This window comes from Streptomyces sp. NPDC001219 (assembly GCF_053597915.1).
The window spans coordinates 14,153-33,834 of record NZ_JBSFJF010000046.1 but is presented as its reverse complement, the minus strand read 5'-3'; the positions used below and the strand labels follow the sequence as shown (position 1 = coordinate 33,834).

16 protein-coding genes are annotated in these 19,682 nt (G+C 72.0%); 3 read left to right on the top strand and 13 right to left on the bottom strand.

The window, feature by feature from the left end; translation table 11 throughout:
* Window positions 1-29: 29 nt before the first annotated feature.
* From ACWC9R_RS25865 to rsmH, 13 genes are all read right to left on the bottom strand, one after another.
* Entirely contained in the window at window positions 30-752 is a 723-nt protein-coding gene (locus ACWC9R_RS25865; protein ID WP_450734945.1) for a YggS family pyridoxal phosphate-dependent enzyme, read from the bottom strand.
* Window positions 749-1,513: a peptidoglycan editing factor PgeF gene (pgeF, locus tag ACWC9R_RS25860; protein WP_450734943.1), complete on the bottom strand. Its 765-nt coding sequence runs from the start codon at window positions 1,511-1,513 to the stop codon at window positions 749-751. The genes ACWC9R_RS25865 and pgeF overlap by 4 nt, the downstream gene beginning before the upstream one ends.
* A 13-nt stretch (window positions 1,514-1,526) precedes the next feature.
* Window positions 1,527-2,765 carry a cell division protein FtsZ gene (ftsZ, locus tag ACWC9R_RS25855; RefSeq protein ID WP_362601560.1) on the bottom strand — a complete coding sequence of 413 codons (1,239 nt, stop codon included), beginning with the start codon at window positions 2,763-2,765 and terminating at the stop codon, window positions 1,527-1,529.
* Window positions 2,766-3,047: 282 nt separating this feature from the next.
* On the bottom strand, window positions 3,048-3,863 hold the full coding sequence (locus ACWC9R_RS25850) for a cell division protein FtsQ/DivIB (RefSeq protein WP_450734940.1): 816 nt from the start codon (window positions 3,861-3,863) through the stop codon (window positions 3,048-3,050).
* Between the two features lie 22 nt (window positions 3,864-3,885).
* Complete coding sequence (gene murG / locus ACWC9R_RS25845; RefSeq protein ID WP_190146619.1) at window positions 3,886-4,977, bottom strand: undecaprenyldiphospho-muramoylpentapeptide beta-N-acetylglucosaminyltransferase; 1,092 nt, start codon at window positions 4,975-4,977, stop codon at window positions 3,886-3,888.
* Between the two features lie 6 nt (window positions 4,978-4,983).
* Window positions 4,984-6,333, bottom strand: coding sequence for a putative lipid II flippase FtsW (ftsW, locus tag ACWC9R_RS25840; protein WP_450734938.1), 1,350 nt, complete (start codon window positions 6,331-6,333; stop codon window positions 4,984-4,986).
* A 60-nt stretch (window positions 6,334-6,393) separates the two neighbouring features.
* Window positions 6,394-7,917 (bottom strand): UDP-N-acetylmuramoyl-L-alanine--D-glutamate ligase, encoded by a 1,524-nt coding sequence (gene murD / locus ACWC9R_RS25835; RefSeq protein WP_450734936.1) that lies wholly within the window; start codon window positions 7,915-7,917, stop codon window positions 6,394-6,396.
* Window positions 7,914-8,978: a phospho-N-acetylmuramoyl-pentapeptide-transferase gene (gene mraY / locus ACWC9R_RS25830; RefSeq protein WP_129298830.1), complete on the bottom strand. Its 1,065-nt coding sequence runs from the start codon at window positions 8,976-8,978 to the stop codon at window positions 7,914-7,916. The genes murD and mraY overlap by 4 nt, the downstream gene beginning before the upstream one ends.
* A 5-nt stretch (window positions 8,979-8,983) precedes the next feature.
* The gene (locus tag ACWC9R_RS25825; RefSeq protein WP_450734934.1) at window positions 8,984-10,432 is read right to left on the bottom strand and encodes a UDP-N-acetylmuramoyl-tripeptide--D-alanyl-D-alanine ligase; all 1,449 of its coding nucleotides are present in this window, start codon (window positions 10,430-10,432) and stop codon (window positions 8,984-8,986) included.
* Window positions 10,433-10,494: 62 nt separating this feature from the next.
* Window positions 10,495-12,279, bottom strand: coding sequence for a UDP-N-acetylmuramoyl-L-alanyl-D-glutamate--2,6-diaminopimelate ligase (locus ACWC9R_RS25820; RefSeq protein WP_450734932.1), 1,785 nt, complete (start codon window positions 12,277-12,279; stop codon window positions 10,495-10,497).
* Window positions 12,280-12,297: 18 nt separating this feature from the next.
* Window positions 12,298-14,304 (bottom strand): peptidoglycan D,D-transpeptidase FtsI family protein, encoded by a 2,007-nt coding sequence (locus ACWC9R_RS25815; RefSeq protein ID WP_450734930.1) that lies wholly within the window; start codon window positions 14,302-14,304, stop codon window positions 12,298-12,300.
* Between the two features lie 7 nt (window positions 14,305-14,311).
* Window positions 14,312-14,941: a septum formation initiator family protein gene (locus tag ACWC9R_RS25810; protein WP_450734928.1), complete on the bottom strand. Its 630-nt coding sequence runs from the start codon at window positions 14,939-14,941 to the stop codon at window positions 14,312-14,314.
* Window positions 14,938-15,906 carry a 16S rRNA (cytosine(1402)-N(4))-methyltransferase RsmH gene (rsmH, locus tag ACWC9R_RS25805; protein ID WP_393364614.1) on the bottom strand — a complete coding sequence of 323 codons (969 nt, stop codon included), beginning with the start codon at window positions 15,904-15,906 and terminating at the stop codon, window positions 14,938-14,940. The genes ACWC9R_RS25810 and rsmH overlap by 4 nt, the downstream gene beginning before the upstream one ends.
* A gap of 506 nt (window positions 15,907-16,412) precedes the next feature.
* Here rsmH and ACWC9R_RS25800 point away from each other — a divergent pair.
* From ACWC9R_RS25800 to ACWC9R_RS25790, 3 genes are all read left to right on the top strand, one after another.
* A complete protein-coding gene (locus ACWC9R_RS25800) occupies window positions 16,413-16,973 on the top strand; it encodes a beta-class carbonic anhydrase (protein ID WP_450734926.1) in 561 nt (186 codons plus the stop codon).
* Window positions 16,974-17,204: 231 nt separating this feature from the next.
* A complete protein-coding gene (locus ACWC9R_RS25795; protein ID WP_450734924.1) occupies window positions 17,205-18,260 on the top strand; it encodes an AAA family ATPase in 1,056 nt (351 codons plus the stop codon).
* On the top strand, window positions 18,260-19,612 hold the full coding sequence (locus tag ACWC9R_RS25790) for a DUF58 domain-containing protein (RefSeq protein WP_450734923.1): 1,353 nt from the start codon (window positions 18,260-18,262) through the stop codon (window positions 19,610-19,612). Before ACWC9R_RS25795 ends, ACWC9R_RS25790 begins: the two co-directional genes overlap by 1 nt.
* Window positions 19,613-19,682: the final 70 nt, after the last annotated feature.

Genomic DNA, 19,682 nt, shown 5'->3' with positions numbered 1-19,682 from the left:
TGTGCTGTGGTCCGACTTGCTTGGCGACGTTACCGGAGCCGTGGTCGGACTCCGAGTACCGCAGTGCCGACGCGCACATGTGTCGCTCCGGCCGCCACTGCGTCCTCGAGGTCCGCGCTCATGCCTGCGGACACCATGGTGGCAGCAGGATGGTCGGTGCGCAGGTCGGATGAGATTTCCATGAGCCGTCCGAAAGCGGCGAGTTCACGCCCCGCATAGGGTCCGGCCAGCGGCGCCACGGTCATCACGCCGTCCACGCGCAGACCTTGGGCCCCGGCGATCACCTCGGCGAGCGCCGGGACACCGTCCGGTGCCACACCTCCGCGCTCACCCCGCACACCCGACTCCGCGTCAAGTGCCACCTGGATCAGGCACCCCAGTTCGCGCCCGGCGCGTACCGCCTCCTTGGAGAGCGCGGTGACGAGGCGGGCCCGGTCGACCGACTGAACAATTCCGGCATAACCAGCCACCGACCGGACCTTGTTGGTCTGGAGTTGACCAACGAAGTGCCAAGTAAGGGGCAAATCAGCGCAATCCGCGGCCTTGACCGCGGCCTCCTGGTCGCGGTTCTCCGCGACCTGCCGCACCCCCAGCTCCGCGAGCAGCCGGACATCACTCGCGGGATACGTCTTGGTGACCACGATCAGGGTCACCTCGTCCCGCGGCCGGCCGGCCTGGGCGCAGGCGGCGGAGATACGTTCCTCCACCCGGGCCAGGTTCTCCGCCAGTTGCGTCCTCCGGTCCTCCGTCACGACGTGGCCTCCCCCGGCCCCGGGCCGGGGGTGTCGTCCCCGAGCCACACATAGCTCGCGAGCCGCCCGGTCGTACGGTCGCGCCGATAAGAGAAATGGTCCGCGGATTCGCGGGTGCAGATGTGGGAATCTTCACGCACCGGCACGCCCTCCGCGGCGAGTTGGGCCCGGACCCCCGCCGTGACGTCCACCGCGGGAGTGCCCCAGCTCGTCGTCGCACGGGCCTCGGGCACCACCGCGGCGACCTCGGAACGCATCGCCTCGGGCACCTCGTAACAGCGCCCGCAGATCGCCGGTCCGGTGCACGCGATGATCCGGGCCGGTTCCGCGCCCCGCTTCACCATGGCCTCGACCACCGCCGGGACGACCCCGGCGACCAGGCCGGGCCGGCCCGCGTGCGCGGCCCCCGCGACCCCGGCGACCGGGTCGGCGAGCAGGACCGGGGTGCAGTCGGCGGTCAGGACCGCGAGCGCCAGACCCCGGCGCTCCGTCACCACCGCGTCCACGGCCGGGACGTCGCCCTGCCACGGACCGTCGACCACGGCGACGTCCCGGCCGTGGACCTGGTTCATCCAGACCACCGCGGCCGGGTCGAGGCCGAGTGCCACGGCGGCGCGGGCCCGGTTGGCGTGTACGGCGTGCGGGTCGTCGCCGACCGCGCCGCCCAGGTTGAGCTGATCGTACGGAGCGGCGCTCACCCCGCCCCACCTGTCGGTGAAGGCGAAGTGCGCGCCGCTCTCGTGGTGCTGTTGCCCTATCACTTCAGTGCTTCGGTCACTTCAGGAAGTCGGGGACGTCCAGTTCCTCGGCCGCCGAGTCCGAGTACGGACGGGCCGGGGGAACCTGGGGAGTGCTCGACGGGGTCGACGGGGTCTCGCCCAGCGAGGAGGAGGACTCGGCGGGCGCCGGCTCCTCGTCCCGTACCGGCACCGAACCCAGTCCGCCGAAGGACGACGAACGCGGCTCGGGCGGAGTGGCCGGACGGCTCGGGGCCGGGGCGGCCGCGGGCTCCTCGCGCTTCGGGGCGGACAGCGCGGAGGACTGCGCATCCCGGCGGGCCGGCGGCTGGCCGCCGTCGAATCCCGCGGCGATGACCGTGACCCGGACCTCGTCGCCCAGCGCGTCGTCGATGACCGCACCGAAGATGATGTTGGCTTCCGGGTGTGCCGCCTCGCTGACCAGCTGGGCGGCCTCGTTGATCTCGAAGAGACCGAGGTCGGAACCGCCCGAGATGGACAGCAGCACCCCGCGGGCGCCGTCGATGGACGCCTCCAGGAGCGGCGAGGAGATCGCCATCTCCGCGGCGGCCACCGCGCGGTCGTCGCCGCGCGCCGAGCCGATGCCCATGAGGGCCGAGCCGGCCTCCGACATCACGGACTTGACGTCGGCGAAGTCGAGGTTGATCAGGCCCGGGGTGGTGATCAGGTCGGTGATGCCCTGGACACCCGACAGCAGTACCTGGTCCGCGGACTTGAACGCGTCGAGCACGCTCACCTGGCGGTCCGAGATGGACAGCAGTCGGTCGTTGGGGATCACGATGAGGGTGTCGACCTCTTCGCGCAGCTGCGCGATGCCGTCCTCGGCCTGGTTGGCGCGACGGCGGCCCTCGAAGGTGAACGGCCGGGTGACCACACCGATCGTCAGGGCGCCCAGTGAGCGGGCGATGTTGGCGACGACGGGGGCGCCGCCGGTGCCGGTCCCGCCGCCCTCACCCGCGGTCACGAAGACCATGTCGGCCCCCTTGAGGACCTCCTCGATCTCCTCACGGTGGTCCTCGGCCGCCTTGCGACCCACATCCGGGTTGGCGCCGGCGCCGAGTCCGCGGGTCATTTCGCGGCCGACGTCGAGCTTGACGTCGGCGTCGCTCATCAGCAGCGCCTGCGCATCGGTGTTGATCGCGATGAACTCGACGCCCTTGAGCCCGACCTCGATCATCCGGTTGATGGCGTTCACGCCACCGCCGCCGATGCCGACGACCTTGATGACTGCGAGGTAGTTCTGCGGTGCTGCCACGTCGAAGGCCTCTCGCCTCGAGTTACGTGTCGTCGCCGCACGTGCGTGTGGACGCCGACTGATGCCGATGGGACGGTTCGTATCGCCGACCCGAACCCTAACGTTGAAGTTTAGGGTTACCTGTGCCTGTGTTCCTTGCTTCCATAGTCCCTTTGGAACGAGACACTAAGTCGACAAGGCGCGCCCGTTCAACGAACACGCCGAACCTCCCGTTTTTCTTTTCACCCTATGTGATCACCCATAGTCGTAGCCATCCAGGGTGCTGGCCTGCGGCTCCGGACGTCAACTCCCGGACACCGCAGGGGCGCTGGGCACCGAGATGTCGAAGTGACGGGCCTCGTGCGCCGCTTTCAGCAGCGCGGTCAGCACCTTTGCCTTCTCGGCGCCCTGTTCGCGGCTGCCCCACGCGACCGTGCGGCCGCCGGCCAGTTCGAGGGTGATCGCGTCGTAGGACCGTACGCGGACCTTCCGTACGTCCTTGTGCACGGCCGCGGGCAGATCCCGGGCGACCTCGACCGCGGCGCGCCGCAACCGGTCGGTTCCGAACCGGCGCAGACTCGGGGAGTCGGATACGGACATTTCCAGAAGCGGAACACCCCGGGGAGCCGTGCGGACGGTGGCGAACCGGACGCCCCCGGCGTCCACTTCGACAAACCTTCCGCCCGTTCGCAGCAGCAGTTCCGGCACCCTTTCGGTCACCTTCAGGCCGATTGTGTTCGGCCAGGACCGCTCGACGTCCACGGTCTTGATGCGCGGCAGCCGGGCGCGGAGCCGTCGGGCCAGCGCGTCCGTGTCGACCGAGACCAGCGGTGCGTTCATCGGGGCGTCCGCCGCGGCGATGACGTCATGCGGCGTCAGCACCTTGGTGCCGGTGGCGCGGACGCGTTCCACCCGGAGCCAGTTCGAGGCGTAGAGGGCCCAGACGCCGAACGCGCCGAGCAGCACCGCGGCGACCAGGATGATGATCAGACCACGACGGCTCGGCGCGCGAAGTGGAAGGCGCTCCCACCGGAATCTTCGCCGCGGGGGCGCCGCGGCGGAGGGCGGGCCGGACGGTGACTTCTTCTCGCCTCGACGGGCGGTTGCCGGTCCGGCCACGCTCCCTGCCTTCTCTCGTGCGCTACTTGTTGTGCTGCGCAATCGCCTCGTAGACCATGCCGACCAACAGCTCGTCGGCGTCCCGGCGGCCGAACTCGGAGGCCGCGCGCGACATCTCGTACAGCCGGTGCGGATCGGCCAGGACCGGGAGCACGCTGTTCTGCACCCAGTCCGGGGTCAGCTGGGCGTCGTCGACCAGCAGGCCCCCGCCGGCGTTGACCAGCGGCTGGGCGTTGAGCCGCTGCTCGCCGTTGCCGATGGGCAGCGGGACGAAGGCGGCCGGGAGCCCGACGGCGGACAACTCGGCGACGGTCATCGCGCCCGCGCGGCAGAGCATCATGTCGGCCGCGGCGTACGCGAGATCCATCCGGTCCACGTACGGTACCGGGACATAGGGGGGCATCCCGGGCATGTTGTCCGCGTGCGGCAGTTCGTTCTTCGGGCCGACCGCGTGCAGCACCTGGATACCGGCGCGCTGGAGGGCCGGAACGGCGGCCTGGATGACCTCGTTCAGCCGACGGGCCCCCTGGGAACCACCGGACACCAGCAGGGTCGGGAGGTTGGGATCGAGACCGAAGGCCGCCCGCGCCTCGGGGCGGACCGCGGCGCGGTCCAGGGTCGCGATGGTGCGGCGCAGCGGGATGCCGACGTAGCGGGCCCCGCGCAGCTTGCTGTCGGGGGTGCTGACGGCGACGAACTTGGCGTACCGCGAGCCGATCTTGTTGGCGAGGCCGGGGCGTGCGTTGGCCTCGTGGACGATGATCGGCACGCCGAGCCGCTTGGCGGCCAGGTAGCCGGGCAGCGCCACATAGCCGCCGAAGCCGACCACGCAGTCCGCCTTCGTGCGCTCCAGGATCTGCTCGGCGGCCTTGATCGTGCCGCGCAGCCGCCCGGGGACGGTGATCAGCTCGGGGGTGGGCTTGCGCGGCAGCGGCACGGCCGGGATGAGTCCCAGCTCATAGCCGCGTTCGGGGACGAGCCGGGTCTCCAGGCCCTTTTCCGTACCGAGTGCCGTGATCCCCACGGTGGGGTCCTGCCTCCGCAGTGCGTCCGCGAGGGCGAGCGCGGGCTCGATGTGGCCGGCGGTCCCCCCACCGGCGAGTACGACATGCACCGAAATTCACCGCTCTCCGGACGGCCGCTTCTTGACGCGCCGTCTCATCGTCTTCCATCTCACCCCAGCCCGCTTCCTGCCCAAGGCCGGCTTCCGCGCCGACCGGGCAGACAACGCCGCCCGTGCAGCGGGCTCGTCACGCGCGAAGGCGATCAGCAGCCCGATGGCGAACATCGTCGGCAGCAGGGCGGAGCCTCCGTAGGAGAACAGCGGGAGCGGGACACCGGCGATCGGCAACAGGCCGAGCACCGCACCGATGTTGATCACGGCCTGGGCCGTGATCCAGGTGGTCACGCCTCCCGCGGCGTACCGTACGAAGGGGTCCTCCGTGCGTCCGGCCACGCGGATACCCGCATAGCCTAGAGCCGCGAAGAGGGCGAGCACCGACAGCGTCCCCGCCAGCCCCAGTTCCTCCCCGGTGATGGCGAAGATGAAGTCGGTGTGCGGTTCAGGGAGTTCACCCCATTTTTCCATACTGGCGCCGAGGCCGGAACCGAAGAATCCGCCGGAGGCCAGAGCATAGATGCCGTGCACGGCCTGCCAGCACTGGTCCCCGGGCCCCGGATCGGTCGCCCCGATGCAGGCCAGGCGGGACATCCGGTTGGCGCTGGTCTTGATCAGCAGCGCCCCGATCAGGGTGGCGGCGCCCAGCACCCCCACGAACAGCCGGGTCGGCGCCCCGGCCAGCCACAGCAGCCCGAAGAGGATCGCCGTGAGAATGATCGCGGTCCCCATGTCGCCGCCGAGCATGATCAGCCCGAGCAGCAGGAACGCCACCGGGATCAGCGGCACCAGCAGGTGCTTCCACTGCACCAGCAGCCTTTTGTCCTGTTTGCGGGCCAGCAGATCGGCGCCCCACAGCACCAGGGCGAGCTTGGCGAACTCGCTCGGTTGCATCTGGAAAGGTCCGCCGAGGCTGATCCAGTTCTGGTTGCCGTTGACCGCGACCCCTATCCCCGGGATCTGCACCAGGCACATCAGGAACACCGAGACCGCGAGCAGCGGATAGGCCAGCCCGCGGTGCAGCCGTACCGTCATCCGGGAGGCGGCCAGCAGCAGCCCGCCGCCGAGGACCGCGGCGAGCAGCTGCTTGCGGAAGAAGAACGTCGGGGCGAGACCGGACTGCAGCGCCTTGATCTGGGACGCCGAGTAGACCATCACCAGCCCCAGGACGGTGATCAGCAGGCTGCCGCCGAGGATCAGGTAGTACGCGGTCAGCGGGCGGTCCCAGGCGCGTTTGAGCCGGATGTGGAGGCCCCGGGGGCCGCCCGGGGTGCGCCCGCCGCGTGGCTTGCGCACCGTGGAGGGGCGGCGCGCCGGGCGCGAGGTGGCCGCCTTCGCCGATCGGGCCGTCATCCTCGTCCCCTCCACAGGTGCGCGCGTCGCCGGCACTCGGCGACAGCGGGGAGAAACGGTCTAGTGGTCCCGTGCGGTCAGCTCACCGACCGCCGCGGCGAAGGCGTCGCCCCGCTTGTTGTAGTTGACGAACATGTCCATCGAGGCACAGGCCGGGGCCAGCAGAACGGTGTCACCGGGCTCGGCCAGACGGGCCGCCTCCCGGACCGCCTCGGGCATCGCCCCAGTGTCGGTCCGGTCGAGGTCGACCACCGGGACCTCGGGGGCGTGTCGCGCCAGGGCTTCCCGAATCAGCGCCCGATCGGCGCCGATCAGCACCACCCCGCGCAGCCGGGCCGCGGACTTCTGCACCAGCTCGTCGAAGGTCGCGCCCTTGGCGAGCCCCCCGGCGATCCACACGATGTGCTCGTACGCCGCCAACGACGCCTCGGCGGCGTGGGTGTTGGTGGCCTTGGAGTCGTCGACGTAGGTGACGCCTTCCAGCTCCGCGACGAGCTGGATGCGGTGCGCGTCCGGGTGGAAGGCGCGCAGTCCGTCGCGTACGGCGGCGGGCCGGACGCCGAAGGCACGGGCCAGCGCCGCCGCCGCGAGGGCGTTGGCGATGTTGTGCGGGGCGGGCGGGCCGGAGCCGGGCGCGATGTCGGCGACCTCGGCCAGCTCCTGGGCCTGCTGCTGACGGTTCTCCACGAAGGCCCGGTCGACGAGGAGGCCCTCCACGACGCCGAGTTGGGAGGGGCCGGGGGTGCCGAGGGTGAAGCCGATGGCCCGGCAGCCCTCCTCGACGTCGGCCTCGCGCACCAGGTCCTCGGTCGCCTTGTCGGCCGCGTTGTAGACGCAGGCGACGGTGTTGCCCTCGTAGATCCGGCCCTTGTCGGCGGCGTACGCCTCCATGGAGCCGTGCCAGTCGAGGTGGTCGGGGGCGAGGTTGAGAACCGCGGCGGAGTGCGCGCGCAGGGACGGCGCCCAGTGCAGCTGGTAGCTGGAGAGCTCCACGGCGAGCACGTCGTACGGGGCCGCGCCGTCCCGGCCCTGCCCCAGGACGACGTCGATGATCGGGGTGCCGATGTTGCCGACGGCCAGGGTGTGCAGACCCTCGGCCTCCAGGATCGAGGCCAGCATCCGGACGGTCGTGGTCTTGCCGTTGGTGCCGGTCACCGCCAGCCAGGCGGCCGGCTGCCCGGTCACGGTCTCCCGCAGCCGCCAGGCGATCTCCACATCGCCGACGACCTCGACGCCCGCCGCCGCGGCCGCCGCGAACAGCGGACTGTCCGGCTTCCAGCCGGGCGAGGTGACGACGAGGTCGGTGCCCTCGGGGAGGGTCTCCCCGTCGCCGAGGCGGATGGTGACTCCCGCCCGTCGCCCGCCACCACCCTCGCCGGAGGCGCTGTGCGCCGCTGCCCATTCCGCCAGCTCGGCGGCCGCCGCCCGCTGCTTCTCGCCGTCACCACCGTCGACGACGGTGACACGGGCGCCGAGGCCGGCCAGCGCGCGGGCGGCACTGCTGCCGCTCACGCCCAGGCCGGCGACGGTGATGTGCTGACCGGAGAACCCCGCGGGAACGCCGGTCGGACCCTGGGTGGTCACTTTGCTGCCTGCCAGCCGCCGTAGAAGATGCCGAGTCCCACAATGACGCACATGCCCTGGATGATCCAGAACCGGACCACCACAAGGACTTCCGACCACCCCTTGAGTTCGAAGTGGTGCTGGAGTGGCGCCATCCGGAAGACCCGCTTTCCGGTCAGCCGGAACGAGCCGACCTGGATCACCACGGACATGGTGATCAGGACGAACAGACCGCCGAGGATGGCCAGCAGCAGCTCCGTGCGGGAGCAGATGGCCAGACCGGCCAGCGCGCCGCCCAGGGCCAGCGAACCGGTGTCACCCATGAAGATCTTGGCGGGCGAGGTGTTCCACCACAGGAAGCCGAAGCAGGCGCCCATCAGCGCGGAGGCCACCACCGCGAGGTCGAGCGGATCACGGACCTCGTAACAGGCCGGCCCGGCGGTGATCGGGGTGGCGCAGGACTCCTGGTGCTGCCAGATGCCGATGAAGGTGTACGCGCCGAAGACCATCACCGAGGCGCCGGTGGCGAGGCCGTCGAGGCCGTCGGTGAGGTTCACGCCGTTGGACATCGCCAGGATCATGAACAGCGCCCAGATCACGAAGATCACCGGGCCGATCTGCCAGCCGAAGTCCTGGGTGAAGGAGAGCCGGTCCGAGGCCGGCGTCTGCCCGCGCAGGTCGGCGAACTGCAGCGAGAGCACCGCGAAGGCGATACCGACGATCAGCTGTCCGGCCATCTTCGCCTTGGCCCGCAGGCCCAGCGAACGCTGCTTGACGATCTTGATGTAGTCGTCCAGGAAGCCGACCAGGCCCATGCCCGCGAAGAGGAAGAGCACCAGCACACCGGAGAAGCTCGGATCACTCGAGGTGATCACCTTCGTCACGGCGTAGGCGATGATCGTGGCCAGAATGAAGGAGATACCGCCCATGGTGGGCGTTCCCTTCTTGCTGCCGTGGGTCCGCGGGCCGTCATCGCGGATGAACTGCCCGTACCCCTTCTTGGCCAGCAGCTTGATCAGCAGCGGGGTGCCGATCAGGGTCAGGAAGAGCCCGATCATTCCGGAGAAGAGGATCTGCTTCATCGAGTTCATCGGGACGCGGCTCCGCCCTCAGCGCCCGTGGCGCCCAGCATGCCCTCGTCCAGCAAAGCTGCGGCGACCCGCTCCAGCCCCACCGACCTGGACGCCTTCACCAGCACGACATCTCCTGGCTGCAGCTCGCTGCGCAACAGGTCGACCGCCGCCCGCGCGTCGGACACGTGCACCGACTCCTCACCCCACGAACCCTCGTTCTTGGCGCCCATGTCGAGCCAGGCCGCTTCCCTGCCGCCGACCGCCACGAGCTTGCTGACGTTGAGCCGGACGACCAGGCGTCCGACCGCGTCGTGTTCGGCGAGTGACTCCTCACCGAGCTCGGCCATCTCACCGAGCACCGCCCACGTACGACCGCCCTTCGCCTGACGGGCTGCGCCCATCGCGACCAGCGCTCGCAGCGCCGCTCGCATGGACTCGGGGTTCGCGTTGTAGGCGTCGTTGACGACCGTCACGCCGTCCGCGCGCTCGGTGACCTCCATACGCCAGCGGGAGAGCGTGCCGGCTTCGGAGAGCGCAGCGGCGATCTCGTCTACGGGCATGCCCAACTCATGGGCTACGGCGGCCGCGGCGAGCGCGTTCGACACGTGGTGCTCACCGTACAGCCGCATGGTCACATCACTGCACCCGGAGGGTGTGCGAAGCGTGAAAGCGGGCTGACCAAGATCCGTGAGCCGGACATTCTCGGCACGGACGGCGGCCTCGGGGGACTCGCCGAACAGGACCGTGCGGGCACGGGTGCGCGGAACCATGGCGCGGACGTACGGGTCGTCGGCGTTGAGCACCGCGACCCCGCCGTCCTCGGCCGCGGGCAGCGCCTCGACGAGTTCGCCCTTGGCCAGGGCGATCTGCTCACGGCCGCCGAACTCGCCGATGTGCGCGCTGCCGACGTTGAGCACCACCCCGATCCTCGGCGGGGTCAGCCCGGCGAGGTAGCGGATGTGGCCGACGCCGCGGGCGCCCATCTCCAGGACGAGATGACGGGTGTCCTCCTCGGCGCGCAGCGCGGTCAGCGGCAGCCCGATCTCGTTGTTGAGGTTCCCCTCGGGCCAGACCGTCGGGCCGTGGCGCTGGAGCAGCTGGGCGATCAGGTCCTTGGTGCTGGTCTTGCCGGCCGAGCCGGTGAGGCCCACCACGGTGGTGCCCAGACGTGCGACGACGGCGCGGGCGAGCGCGCCCAGCGCGGCGACCACGTCGTCGACGACGATCGCGGGGACGCCGAGCGGGCGGGCGGCCAGGACGGCCACCGCACCGGCCTCGACGGCGCCGGGCGCGAAGTCGTGGCCGTCGACGCGTTCACCGGCGAACGCCACGAACAGGGCGCCCGGACACACCGCGCGGGAGTCCGCCACGACCGGTCCGGTCACCCGGCGGCCGTCGTCCGGTATGTCGTGCTGCTGTCCTCCGACGATGCTCGCGACCTCGGCGAGCGACAGGGAGATCACAGGTCACCCCCGGCACGGGGCGGGCGGTGACGGTAACGGGGTTGTGCGCGCATGGCGGTGTGTCATCCCTGATGGTTCGGCTGCTGCGACTGCGGTGACTGAGGTGACTTCAACGAGTCCTCGATGGCATGGCGCAGTACCTGACGGTCGTCGAAGGGGCGGACCACTCCGGCGATGTCCTGGCCCTGCTCGTGGCCCTTGCCCGCGACGATCACGGTGTCACCCGGCTCGGCGCGGGCGACGGCGGCGGCGATGGCGGCGGCGCGCTCCTCCTCGACGAGCACCGTGCCGCGCTCGTGGATGGGGACCTCCGCGGCGCCCGCCAGCATGGTGGCGAGGATCGACAGCGGGTCCTCGCCGCGCGGGTTGTCGGAGGTCAGGACGGCCGTGTCGGCGAGCCGGGCCACCGCGGCACCCATGGGGGCGCGCTTGTGCGGGTCACGGTCGCCGCCGCAGCCGAGGACGGCGTGCAGCTTGCCGTCGGTGACCTTGCGCAGGGCGCGCAGAACCGATTCGACGGCGTCGGTCTTGTGCGCGTAGTCGACCACCGCCAGGTAGGACTGGCCGGCGTCGATGCGCTCCAGGCGGCCGGGGACGCCGGGCACCGCGGCGACGCCGTCGGCGGCGGTCTGCGCGTCGATACCGGCGACGACCAGCGAGACGATCGCGGCGAGCGCGTTGGCGACGTTGAACGGGCCGGCGATCGGGGACGCGGCGCGCACGGTGACGCCGTCCGGGCCGTGCACGGTGAAGGTCGAGCCGAGCGTGCCGACCTCGACGTCGGACGCCCGCCAGTCGGCGTCGGGGTGGCCCTCGGCGGAGAAGGTGGTGACCGGGACCTCGGACTCGCCCTCGGCCAGCCGCTTGCCGTACTCGTCGTCGAGGTTGACCACGCCGGCCCGGCTGCGGGCCTTGGTGAAGAGCTGGGCCTTGGCCTGGAAGTAGTCCTCCATCCCGGAGTGGAACTCCATGTGCTCCGGGCTGAGGTTGTTGAAGATCGCGACGTCGAAGACGCAGCCGTCGACCCGGCCGAGGACCAGGGCGTGGCTGGAGACCTCCATGGCGACCGCGCGGACGCCGCGCTCGCGCATCACCGCGAACAGCGCCTGGAGGTCGGTGGCCTCGGGGGTGGTGCGCTCGGACTTGATGCGCTCGTCGCCGATACGGGTCTCGACGGTGCCGATCAGGCCGGTCAGTCCCCCGTCGGGCCGCTTGGCGGCCGCGGCCCGCAGACCGCCCTCGATGAGGTAGGCGGTGGTGGTCTTGCCGGAGGTACCGGTGATGCCGATCTGGAGGAGGTCCTCGCCCGGCGCTCCGTAGATGGAGACGGCCAGGGCGCCCATCCGCGCGCGCGGATTGTCGGCCACGAGGACCGGCAGGCCGGTCGCGGCGGCGCGCTCGGCGCCCGACGGGTCGGTCAGCACCGCGGCGGCGCCGAGATCGGCGGCCTGGGCGACGAAGTCGGCACCGTGCAGCCGGGCACCGGGCAGCGCCGCGTAGACGTCACCGGGACGGACCGCCCGGGAGTCATGGGTGATGCCGGTGACCATCACGGGCTGCGCGGCACCGGCCGCTCCGGAGGGGCCGGCTTCGGGGGCCGGGCATCCCAGCTGCTCGGCGAGGTCCGCCAGGGGGGTGGGGCGGACCCGTTCAGGGCGCGGCGCTCCCGGGTAGGTTCCGGCCCCGCCCTTCTCGGCGTGCTGGGCTTTCGGGGACTGATCAGCGTGTGACACGGCGGTGAGCGTACCGGGCACCACCGGCCCGGGGCGAAGTGAGGGCCTTGGAGAGGCGCAGTTTCCGGGAGCGGGGGTGCCGTCGGGGGTGCCGTCGGGGGTGATGGTCGTCACGGCGGAATTGCCTCGATTTCATTGGCCTGGCGTGAAGGTGACCGGCAGCCGCGGGGGCTTGGCGCCGGTCGGCGGGACCTGGAGGGTTTTCAGCGCGAAGGCCATGACCTGCTGGTAGATCGGGCCGCAGACCTGGCCACCGAAATAGCTGCCCGTCGTGGGGTTCTGGACGGCGCAGTAGACCGTGATGCGGGGTTTGTCGGCGGGGGCGAAGCCGGCGAACGAGGCGGTGTAGCCGTGGTAGCGGCCGGTCCGGGGGTCCACCCGGTTGGACGTGCCGGTCTTGCCGCCGACGCGATAGCCGTCGATCTTCGCCTTCGCTCCGGTGCCCTCCTCGTCGTCCACCACCGATTCGAGCATGGTGGCGAGCGTGGCCGCGGTCTTCTTGCTGATCACCCGGTTCTTCGCGGGCGCGGGCGCCGGCGCGTAGTGCCCGTCGGGGCCGGTGCTGCCGCGGACCAGGGAGGGCGCGATGCGCTCACCGCCGTTGGCGATCGTGGAGTAGACGGAGGCGGCCTGTATGGCGTTGAGGGACAGCCCCTGGCCGAACGGGATGGTGAACTGCTGCGAGGTGTTCCAGTTCTGCGGCTTGGCGAGGATGCCGTCGGTCTCCCCGGGGAAGCCGAGCCCGGTCGGCCGGCCGATCCCGAACTTGCGCAGGTAGGAGTAGAGGACCCGGTTCGCCTCGGGCTGGGTCCGGCCGAGCTGGCCGGTGGCGAGGATCGTGCCGATGTTGCTGGACTTGGCGAGCACGCCGTTGAGCGTCAGGTGCCAGGTCTCGTGGTCGACGTCGTCGGCGAAGAGCCGGTCGCCCCGGTGCAGCCGGTTGGGCACGGTGACCCGGGTGGCGGGGGTGGCGGCGCCCTCCTCCAGGACGGCGGCCATCGACATCACCTTGCTGGTGGACCCGGGCTCGAACGCGTCGGTCAGCGCGGCGTTGCCCAGCGCCTCCGGATCGGCCTTCGCCACCTCGTTGGGGTCAAAGCCGGGCGCGTTGGCGAGCGCCAGGATCTCGCCGGTACGGGTGTCCTGGACGACGACGTAGCCGCGGTCCGCCCCGGACTTGGCGACCTGCTGGGTGATGGCCTGCTGGGCCGCCCACTGGATGTCGCGGTCCAGCGTCAGCTCGACGTCGCTGCCGGGGACGGCGGGGTGTTCCTGGGTGTCGGCGGTGGGCACCCGGCGGCCGCCGGACTGGGCGTAGACGAGCTTGCCGTCCTTGCCCGCCAGCTGCTTGTCCAGGCGCGCCTCCAGGCCGCCGCCGCCCCGGCCGTCGCCGTTGACGAAGCCGAGCACACCGGCGGCGAGGTTCTTGTTGGGGTAGAGGCGCTTGCTGTGCTTGTCGGCGAAGATCCCGACCAGGACGTCGGGCCGGGGCGCGTTCCTGGGGGCGGCGGCCGCCTTGGCGTCGAGGGTCCTGCGCAGGTCCCTGATCTTCTTCCAGACCTGCGGGCTCTGCTGCCGGGCGAGCAGGGCGTAGCGCGCCGCGGGCCGGTCGAGCTTCTCGGCGAGGGTGGCCCTGTCCTGGCCGAGGATCGGCGCGAGCAGCGCGGCGGCCCGCTGCGGGGCGTCGTCGATCTTGGTCTTCTTGGGCGCCAGCAGGCTGGGGTCGGCGGTGATGTCGTACGCGTCGACGGTGGTCGCCAGGTCCACACCGTTGCGGTCCTTGATCGCACCGCGCTCGGCGGCCAGCTTGACCGGGACATAGCGGTTCTCGTTGGCCTTGGCGGCGAACGCCGCGGCGTCCACGGCCTGCACCTGGAAGAGCCGTACGACGAAGATCAGCATGATCAGCGTCAGCCCGAGGGCGACCAGCCGCAGCCGCGGGCGCGGGCTGCCGAGCCGGAGCGCCGGGGAACCGGGGCGGGGGCGTACGGGGCGGGCGGCGGGCCGGGGCTGACCGGGCCGGGAGCCGGGACGGGGTGCGGGGCGCCGGGCGGCGGGCGGGCGGCCGGTGCCGCTGCCGGCCCGGCCGCCGCGCTGGGCGGGACGCGGCACGCGGCGGGGGTCCCTGGGCTCGGTCATGCCGCGTTCACCTGCCGGAGGTCGTCGGGGAAGGGGCGGCCGCGGTGCCGGGCGCGGGCGGGGCGGACGAGGTCAGGGGCGCCGGGGGCGCCGGGGAGGCCTGCGGAGCCGGAGCGGCCGCTTCCGCCGCGCCGCCCGGGGCGCTGTCCGGGCCCAGCACGCCGGACAGCGCCGGGACCGGCGGCTCCGCCGGGCGGGGCAGGGCGGTGCGGCCGGGCCCGCCCAGGGGCGACGGCCCGGCGGAGCTGCTCAGCGGCGCGCCCTCCGGGCCGGCCACGCTCGTTCTGCCGCGGACCGTGCCGTCCGGGAGCAGGAACGCCGGGCTGCCGCCGGGCACCATCCCCAGCTTCCGGGCCCGCCGCTCCAGCGCGCCCGGGGCGGAGTAGGCGTCCACGTCCTGCTGCAGCGCCTGCTGCTCGTCCGTCAGCTCCTCGGTCCGCTTCTCCAGCTTGCTCAGCTCGAACGAGCCTTGGTTGAGCGCCGAGTTGAGCAGCAGCAGGGTGATCAGCCCGGAGCCGAGGAGGACGACGATGAGCAGCACGAAGGGTGTGCGTGCCGCGGTGCCGCGACCGCCGGCGCCGGACGGGAGCAGCGCGGCGAGACGTTTCTGTCCGCCGCGCTGCCCCGGGGCTTTCATGCGGTGTCCTCGACGTTCTCGCGGATGCGCTCCGCGCCGCGCAGCCGGGCGGGGGCGGCGCGGCGGTTCTCGGCGATCTCCTCCTCCGTGGGGAGTTCGGCGCCGCGGGTGAGCAGCTTGAGCCGGGGCTGGTAGCGCTCGGGGACGACCGGCAGGCCGGGCGGCGCCGTGTTGGCGGCGCCGGCCGCGAAGACCTGCTTGACCAGGCGGTCCTCCAGCGAGTGGTAGGCGAGCACGGCGATCCGGCCGCCCACAGCGAGCGCCTTCACGGCCGCCGGGACGGCCCGCTCCACGCTCGTCAGCTCCCCGTTGACCTCGATGCGCAGCGCCTGGAACGTGCGCTTGGCGGGGTTGCCGCCGGTGCGCTTGGCGGCCTGCGGCAGCGCGTCACGGATCAGTTCGACCAGCCGCGCGCTGTTGGTGAACGGCTCCCTGGCGCGCTCACGTACGACGGCCTCGACGATCCGCTTGGCCTGCTTCTCCTCCCCGTAGGAGCGCAGGATGCGGACCAGCTCACCGGGCGCGTAGGTGTTGAGGACATCGGCGGCGCTGATGCCGGCCGACTGGTCCATCCGCATGTCCAGCGGGGCGTCCTGCGCGTACGCGAAGCCGCGGTCGGCCTCGTCGAGCTGCATGGACGAGACGCCGAGGTCGAACAGCACGCCCTGGACGCGCGGGGTCCCGAGCCGGTCGAGGACCTCGGGGAGCTCGTCGTAGACGGCGTGTACCAGGGTGGCGCGGTCGCCGTACGGGGCGAGCCGCTCGCCCGCCAGCTTCAGGGCCGACGGGTCGCGGTCGAGGGCGATCAGCCGGGCCGCCGGGAAGGTGGACAGCAGCGCCTCGCTGTGCCCTCCGAGGCCGAGGGTGCAGTCGACGACGACCGCACCGGGCTCGGCGAGCGCGGGGGCGAGCAGGTCCAGACACCGCTGGAGCATGACGGGGACGTGGCGGGTGTTGGCGCTCATGCGGCGGCCTCGCCGTGCCCGGCCCGCCTGCCGTGGCAGAGCGCGCACCTCTTCCTGATTCGCTCGCTACGCTCGCTCATGTGCCTTCCGATGGGCTGGGCGGCAGGTGGGGCCCCGGCCGCTGGCTGGGGGATGCCGCACGTACCGCTTGGTCCCCGCCCGCTCTGAAGGGGAAGTGGCCCTCCGGCGACGGGGAAGTGACGTCGGATGACCAAGGGAGCGGGAGGAGGCCGAGCCGTACGTACGACGCGCGCACGCGAGGAATCCGGTATCCAAGGAGAGCGTCACGCCTCCCACTTCGCGCCACTTTAGTCCACCGGCTGCCCCGGTCAATCAACCGGTTCCGCGCGTCCCCCGACGGCTTTCCCGCCGCCTTTCCCACGGGCCTGTCACCCGGACGGCGGCGAGACGTGCGGACCTGTGGATTACCTCACAAGGAGTGATGATGACCCCTATGCCCGACCTCTCATGCGGCTGAATCGAACGCCGCCGATTACGGTGATTCCATGTCCATACCTGCGTCGCAGCCGCTGCCCCCCTCCGCCGACGGCGCCGCCGTCCGTACCGGTGACACGGTCACCGACAGTCTCGTCGAGGCCAACAAGCGCTACGCCGCCGACTTCCGTGACCCCGGGATGGATGCCCGGCCCGTCCGCAAGGTCGCCGTCGTGTCCTGTATGGACGCCCGGATCGATCTGCACGCCGCCCTCGGTCTCGAACTCGGCGACTGCCACACCATCCGCAACGCCGGCGGAGTGGTCACCGACGACATCATCCGGTCCCTGACGATCAGCCAGCGCGCCCTCGGCACCCGCTCCGTCGTCCTCATCCACCACACCGGGTGCGGACTGCTCAGCCTGACCGAGGACTTCCGCCACGACCTGGCCGCCGAGGTCGGACAGCGCCCCACCTGGGCGGTCGAGGCGTTCAAGGACCTCGACCAGGACGTCCGGCAGTCCATGCAGCGGGTGCGCACCTCCCCCTTCCTCCTGCACACCGACGACGTCCGCGGCTTCGTCTTCGACGTCACGACCGGCCTGCTGCGGGAGATCGACCCGCAGCGCTGACCCCGCCCCCGGCCCTCCCGGCTTTCCGCACCGGCCCGGAAAGCCGGGTTCGCCCGGAACGCCGGGAGATAACCTTGTGAGTTATCCACAGGTCATGACGCGAAGCCGCGCGGACAGCAAGAATGCGTAGGTGCCGTCGTCCCGGCCCCGGCCGGGTGCGATGCGCGCTGTCGGGGTGGGCCGGGTCCGCAAAGGGGGCATCGGCCCGTAGTACGGGCCGAGGAGGGCCGAGTGACGGCGTATGACGAACGAGCGAGCCTTGGGGGTCCCCCCGCGCGAGCGATGCCGAGCGCAGGGGGAGATCTGACCACCACCGCGGAGCGGGTTCACCGGTCGGTGGAGGAAGTGATCGAGGGCAAGCCGGAGGTCGTACGGCTCGCACTGACCGTGCTGCTGGCCGAAGGACATCTGCTCATCGAGGATGTGCCCGGCGTCGGCAAGACCATGCTCGCCAAGGCACTGGCCCGCTCCATCGACTGCTCGGTGCGCCGCATCCAGTTCACGCCCGACCTGCTGCCCTCCGACATCACCGGCGTCAGCATCTTCGACCAGCAGCAGCGGGACTTCGAGTTCAAGCCCGGCGCGATCTTCTCCCAGATCGTGATCGGCGACGAGATCAACCGCGCCTCGCCCAAGACCCAGTCGGCGCTCCTGGAGTCCATGGAGGAGCGCCAGGTCACGATGGACGGGCACACCTACGAGCTGCCCGAGCCGTTCATGGTGGTCGCCACCCAGAACCCGGTGGAGATGGAGGGCACGTACCCGCTCCCCGAGGCGCAGCGGGACCGCTTCATGGCACGGGTGTCGATCGGCTACCCCAGCCCGGCGGCCGAGCTCGAGATGCTGGACGTGCACGGCGGGGCCTCCCCGCTCGACGACCTCCAGCCGGTCGCGCACGCCCACGAGATCGTGAAGCTGATCGACACGGTGCGTACGGTCCATGCCGCCGACACGGTGCGCCGGTACACCGTCGATCTGGTGTCGGCCACCCGCAGCCACCCCGAGCTGCGGCTCGGCGCCTCACCGCGGGCGACCCTGCATCTGCTGCGCGCCGCCAAGGCAGCGGCCGCGCTCCAGGGGCGGGAGTACACCCTCCCGGACGACGTCCAGGCGCTGGCGGTGCCGGTGCTCGCGCACCGGCTGCTGCCCACCGCCCAGGCCCAGTTGAACCGCCGGACGGCCGAGCAGATCGTGCTGGAGATCCTGCAGCGCGTCCCGGTCCCCGACCCGTCCGCACAGCCGTGGCGGACGCCCGGACGGCGGGCACCCGGCGTACGGGGGCTGTGATGTCCGGCGGGGGGAGCGAGGGGGCTCCGGAGCGGGACGGGCTGCGGGCGGCCCTCGGGGGGCTGACCACCCGGGGCAGGTCGTTCCTGGCGGCCGGGATGGCCGCCGCGGTGTGCTCCTACCTCCTCGGCCAGGCGGATCTGCTGCGGGTCGGTCTGCTGCTCGCCGCCCTCCCGCTGGTGTGCGTCCTGGTCCTGCACCGCACCCGCTACCGCGTCGCGGGCAGCCGGACGCTCGCCCCCGCCCGGGTGCCCGCGGCCACCGAGTCCCGGGTACGGCTGCGGATGGAGAACGTCTCCCGGCTGCCGACCGGCGTGCTGATGATCCAGGACCGGGTGCCGTACGTCCTCGGGCCCCGGCCGCGCTTCGTCCTGGACCGGGTCGAGGCCGGCGGCCGCCGCGAGGTCTCCTACCGGGTCCGCTCCGACCTGCGGGGACGCTACCCGCTGGGGCCGCTGCAGCTGCGGCTGTCGGACCCGTTCGGGATGTGTGAACTGACCCGCTCGTTCAGCGCCGCCGACATCCTGACGGTCGTGCCGCGGGTCGAACCGCTGCCGGCGGTGCCACAGGCGGGCGAGGCCGCCGGGTTCGGCGACGGACGGCAGCACTCCCCGACGCTGACCGGGGAGGACGACGTCATTCCGCGCGGCTACCGGCACGGCGACGATCTCCGCCGCGTCCACTGGCGCTCCACCGCGCGCCACGGCGAGCTGATGGTCCGCAGGGAGGAGCAGCCGCAGAAGGCGCGTTGCACGGTCCTGCTCGACACCCGCGAGACCGCCCATCCGGGCTCGGGCCCCGACTCGCCCTTCGAGTGGGCGGTGGCGGGCGCCGCCTCCGCCGCGGTGCATCTGCTGGAGCGCGGCTACTCGGTGCGGCTGCTGACCGACACCGGCAGCTCGGTACCGGGCCCCGACGGCACCGGCGGCTTCACGGGCGGCACGGACTCCGCCGACACCGCGGGACTGCTGCTGGACACCCTCGCCGTCGTGGAGCACTCCGAGCGGACGGGCCTGTCGGCGGCGTACGACGCCCTGCGCGGCGGCACCGAAGGACTGCTGGTCGCCTTCTTCGGCGATCTGGACGAGGAGCAGGCGGCGGTCGCCGGGCGGATACGGCAGCGCAGCGGCGCGGCCGTGGCCTTCGTCCTGGACGGCGACGCCTGGACACAGGGCCCCGGCGGCATCCGGTTCTCCGACGGCCAGGTCCCGGTGGCCGAGCGTCTGCGGCTGCTGCGGGAGACCGGCTGGACGGCGCTGGCGGTGGCACCCGGCGACAGCCTCGCCGCCCTGTGGCGCGCGGCCGCGGACCGGTCAGGGGCTTCGGAGACGGTGACGGGAGGCCGGTCATGAACGGGGACATGCGCCGTGGACGTATCAGGGACGGGCGAGCGCTGAAGGACCGGCGGCCGCCCGCCGACGG

Bases quoted from the DNA above. Each gene is read 5' to 3' on its own strand.
- ftsW (WP_450734938.1), bottom strand. From the start codon at position 6,333: ATGACGGCCCGATCGGCGAAGGCGGCCACCTCGCGCCCGGCGCGCCGC.
- mraY (WP_129298830.1), bottom strand. From the start codon at position 8,978: ATGAAGCAGATCCTCTTCTCCGGAATGATCGGGCTCTTCCTGACCCTG.
- ACWC9R_RS25815 (WP_450734930.1), bottom strand. From the start codon at position 14,304: ATGACCGAGCCCAGGGACCCCCGCCGCGTGCCGCGTCCCGCCCAGCGC.
- ACWC9R_RS25810 (WP_450734928.1), bottom strand. From the start codon at position 14,941: ATGAAAGCCCCGGGGCAGCGCGGCGGACAGAAACGTCTCGCCGCGCTG.
- rsmH (WP_393364614.1), bottom strand. From the start codon at position 15,906: ATGAGCGCCAACACCCGCCACGTCCCCGTCATGCTCCAGCGGTGTCTG.
- ACWC9R_RS25800 (WP_450734926.1), top strand. From the start codon at position 16,413: ATGTCCATACCTGCGTCGCAGCCGCTGCCCCCCTCCGCCGACGGCGCC.
- ACWC9R_RS25790 (WP_450734923.1), top strand. From the start codon at position 18,260: ATGTCCGGCGGGGGGAGCGAGGGGGCTCCGGAGCGGGACGGGCTGCGG.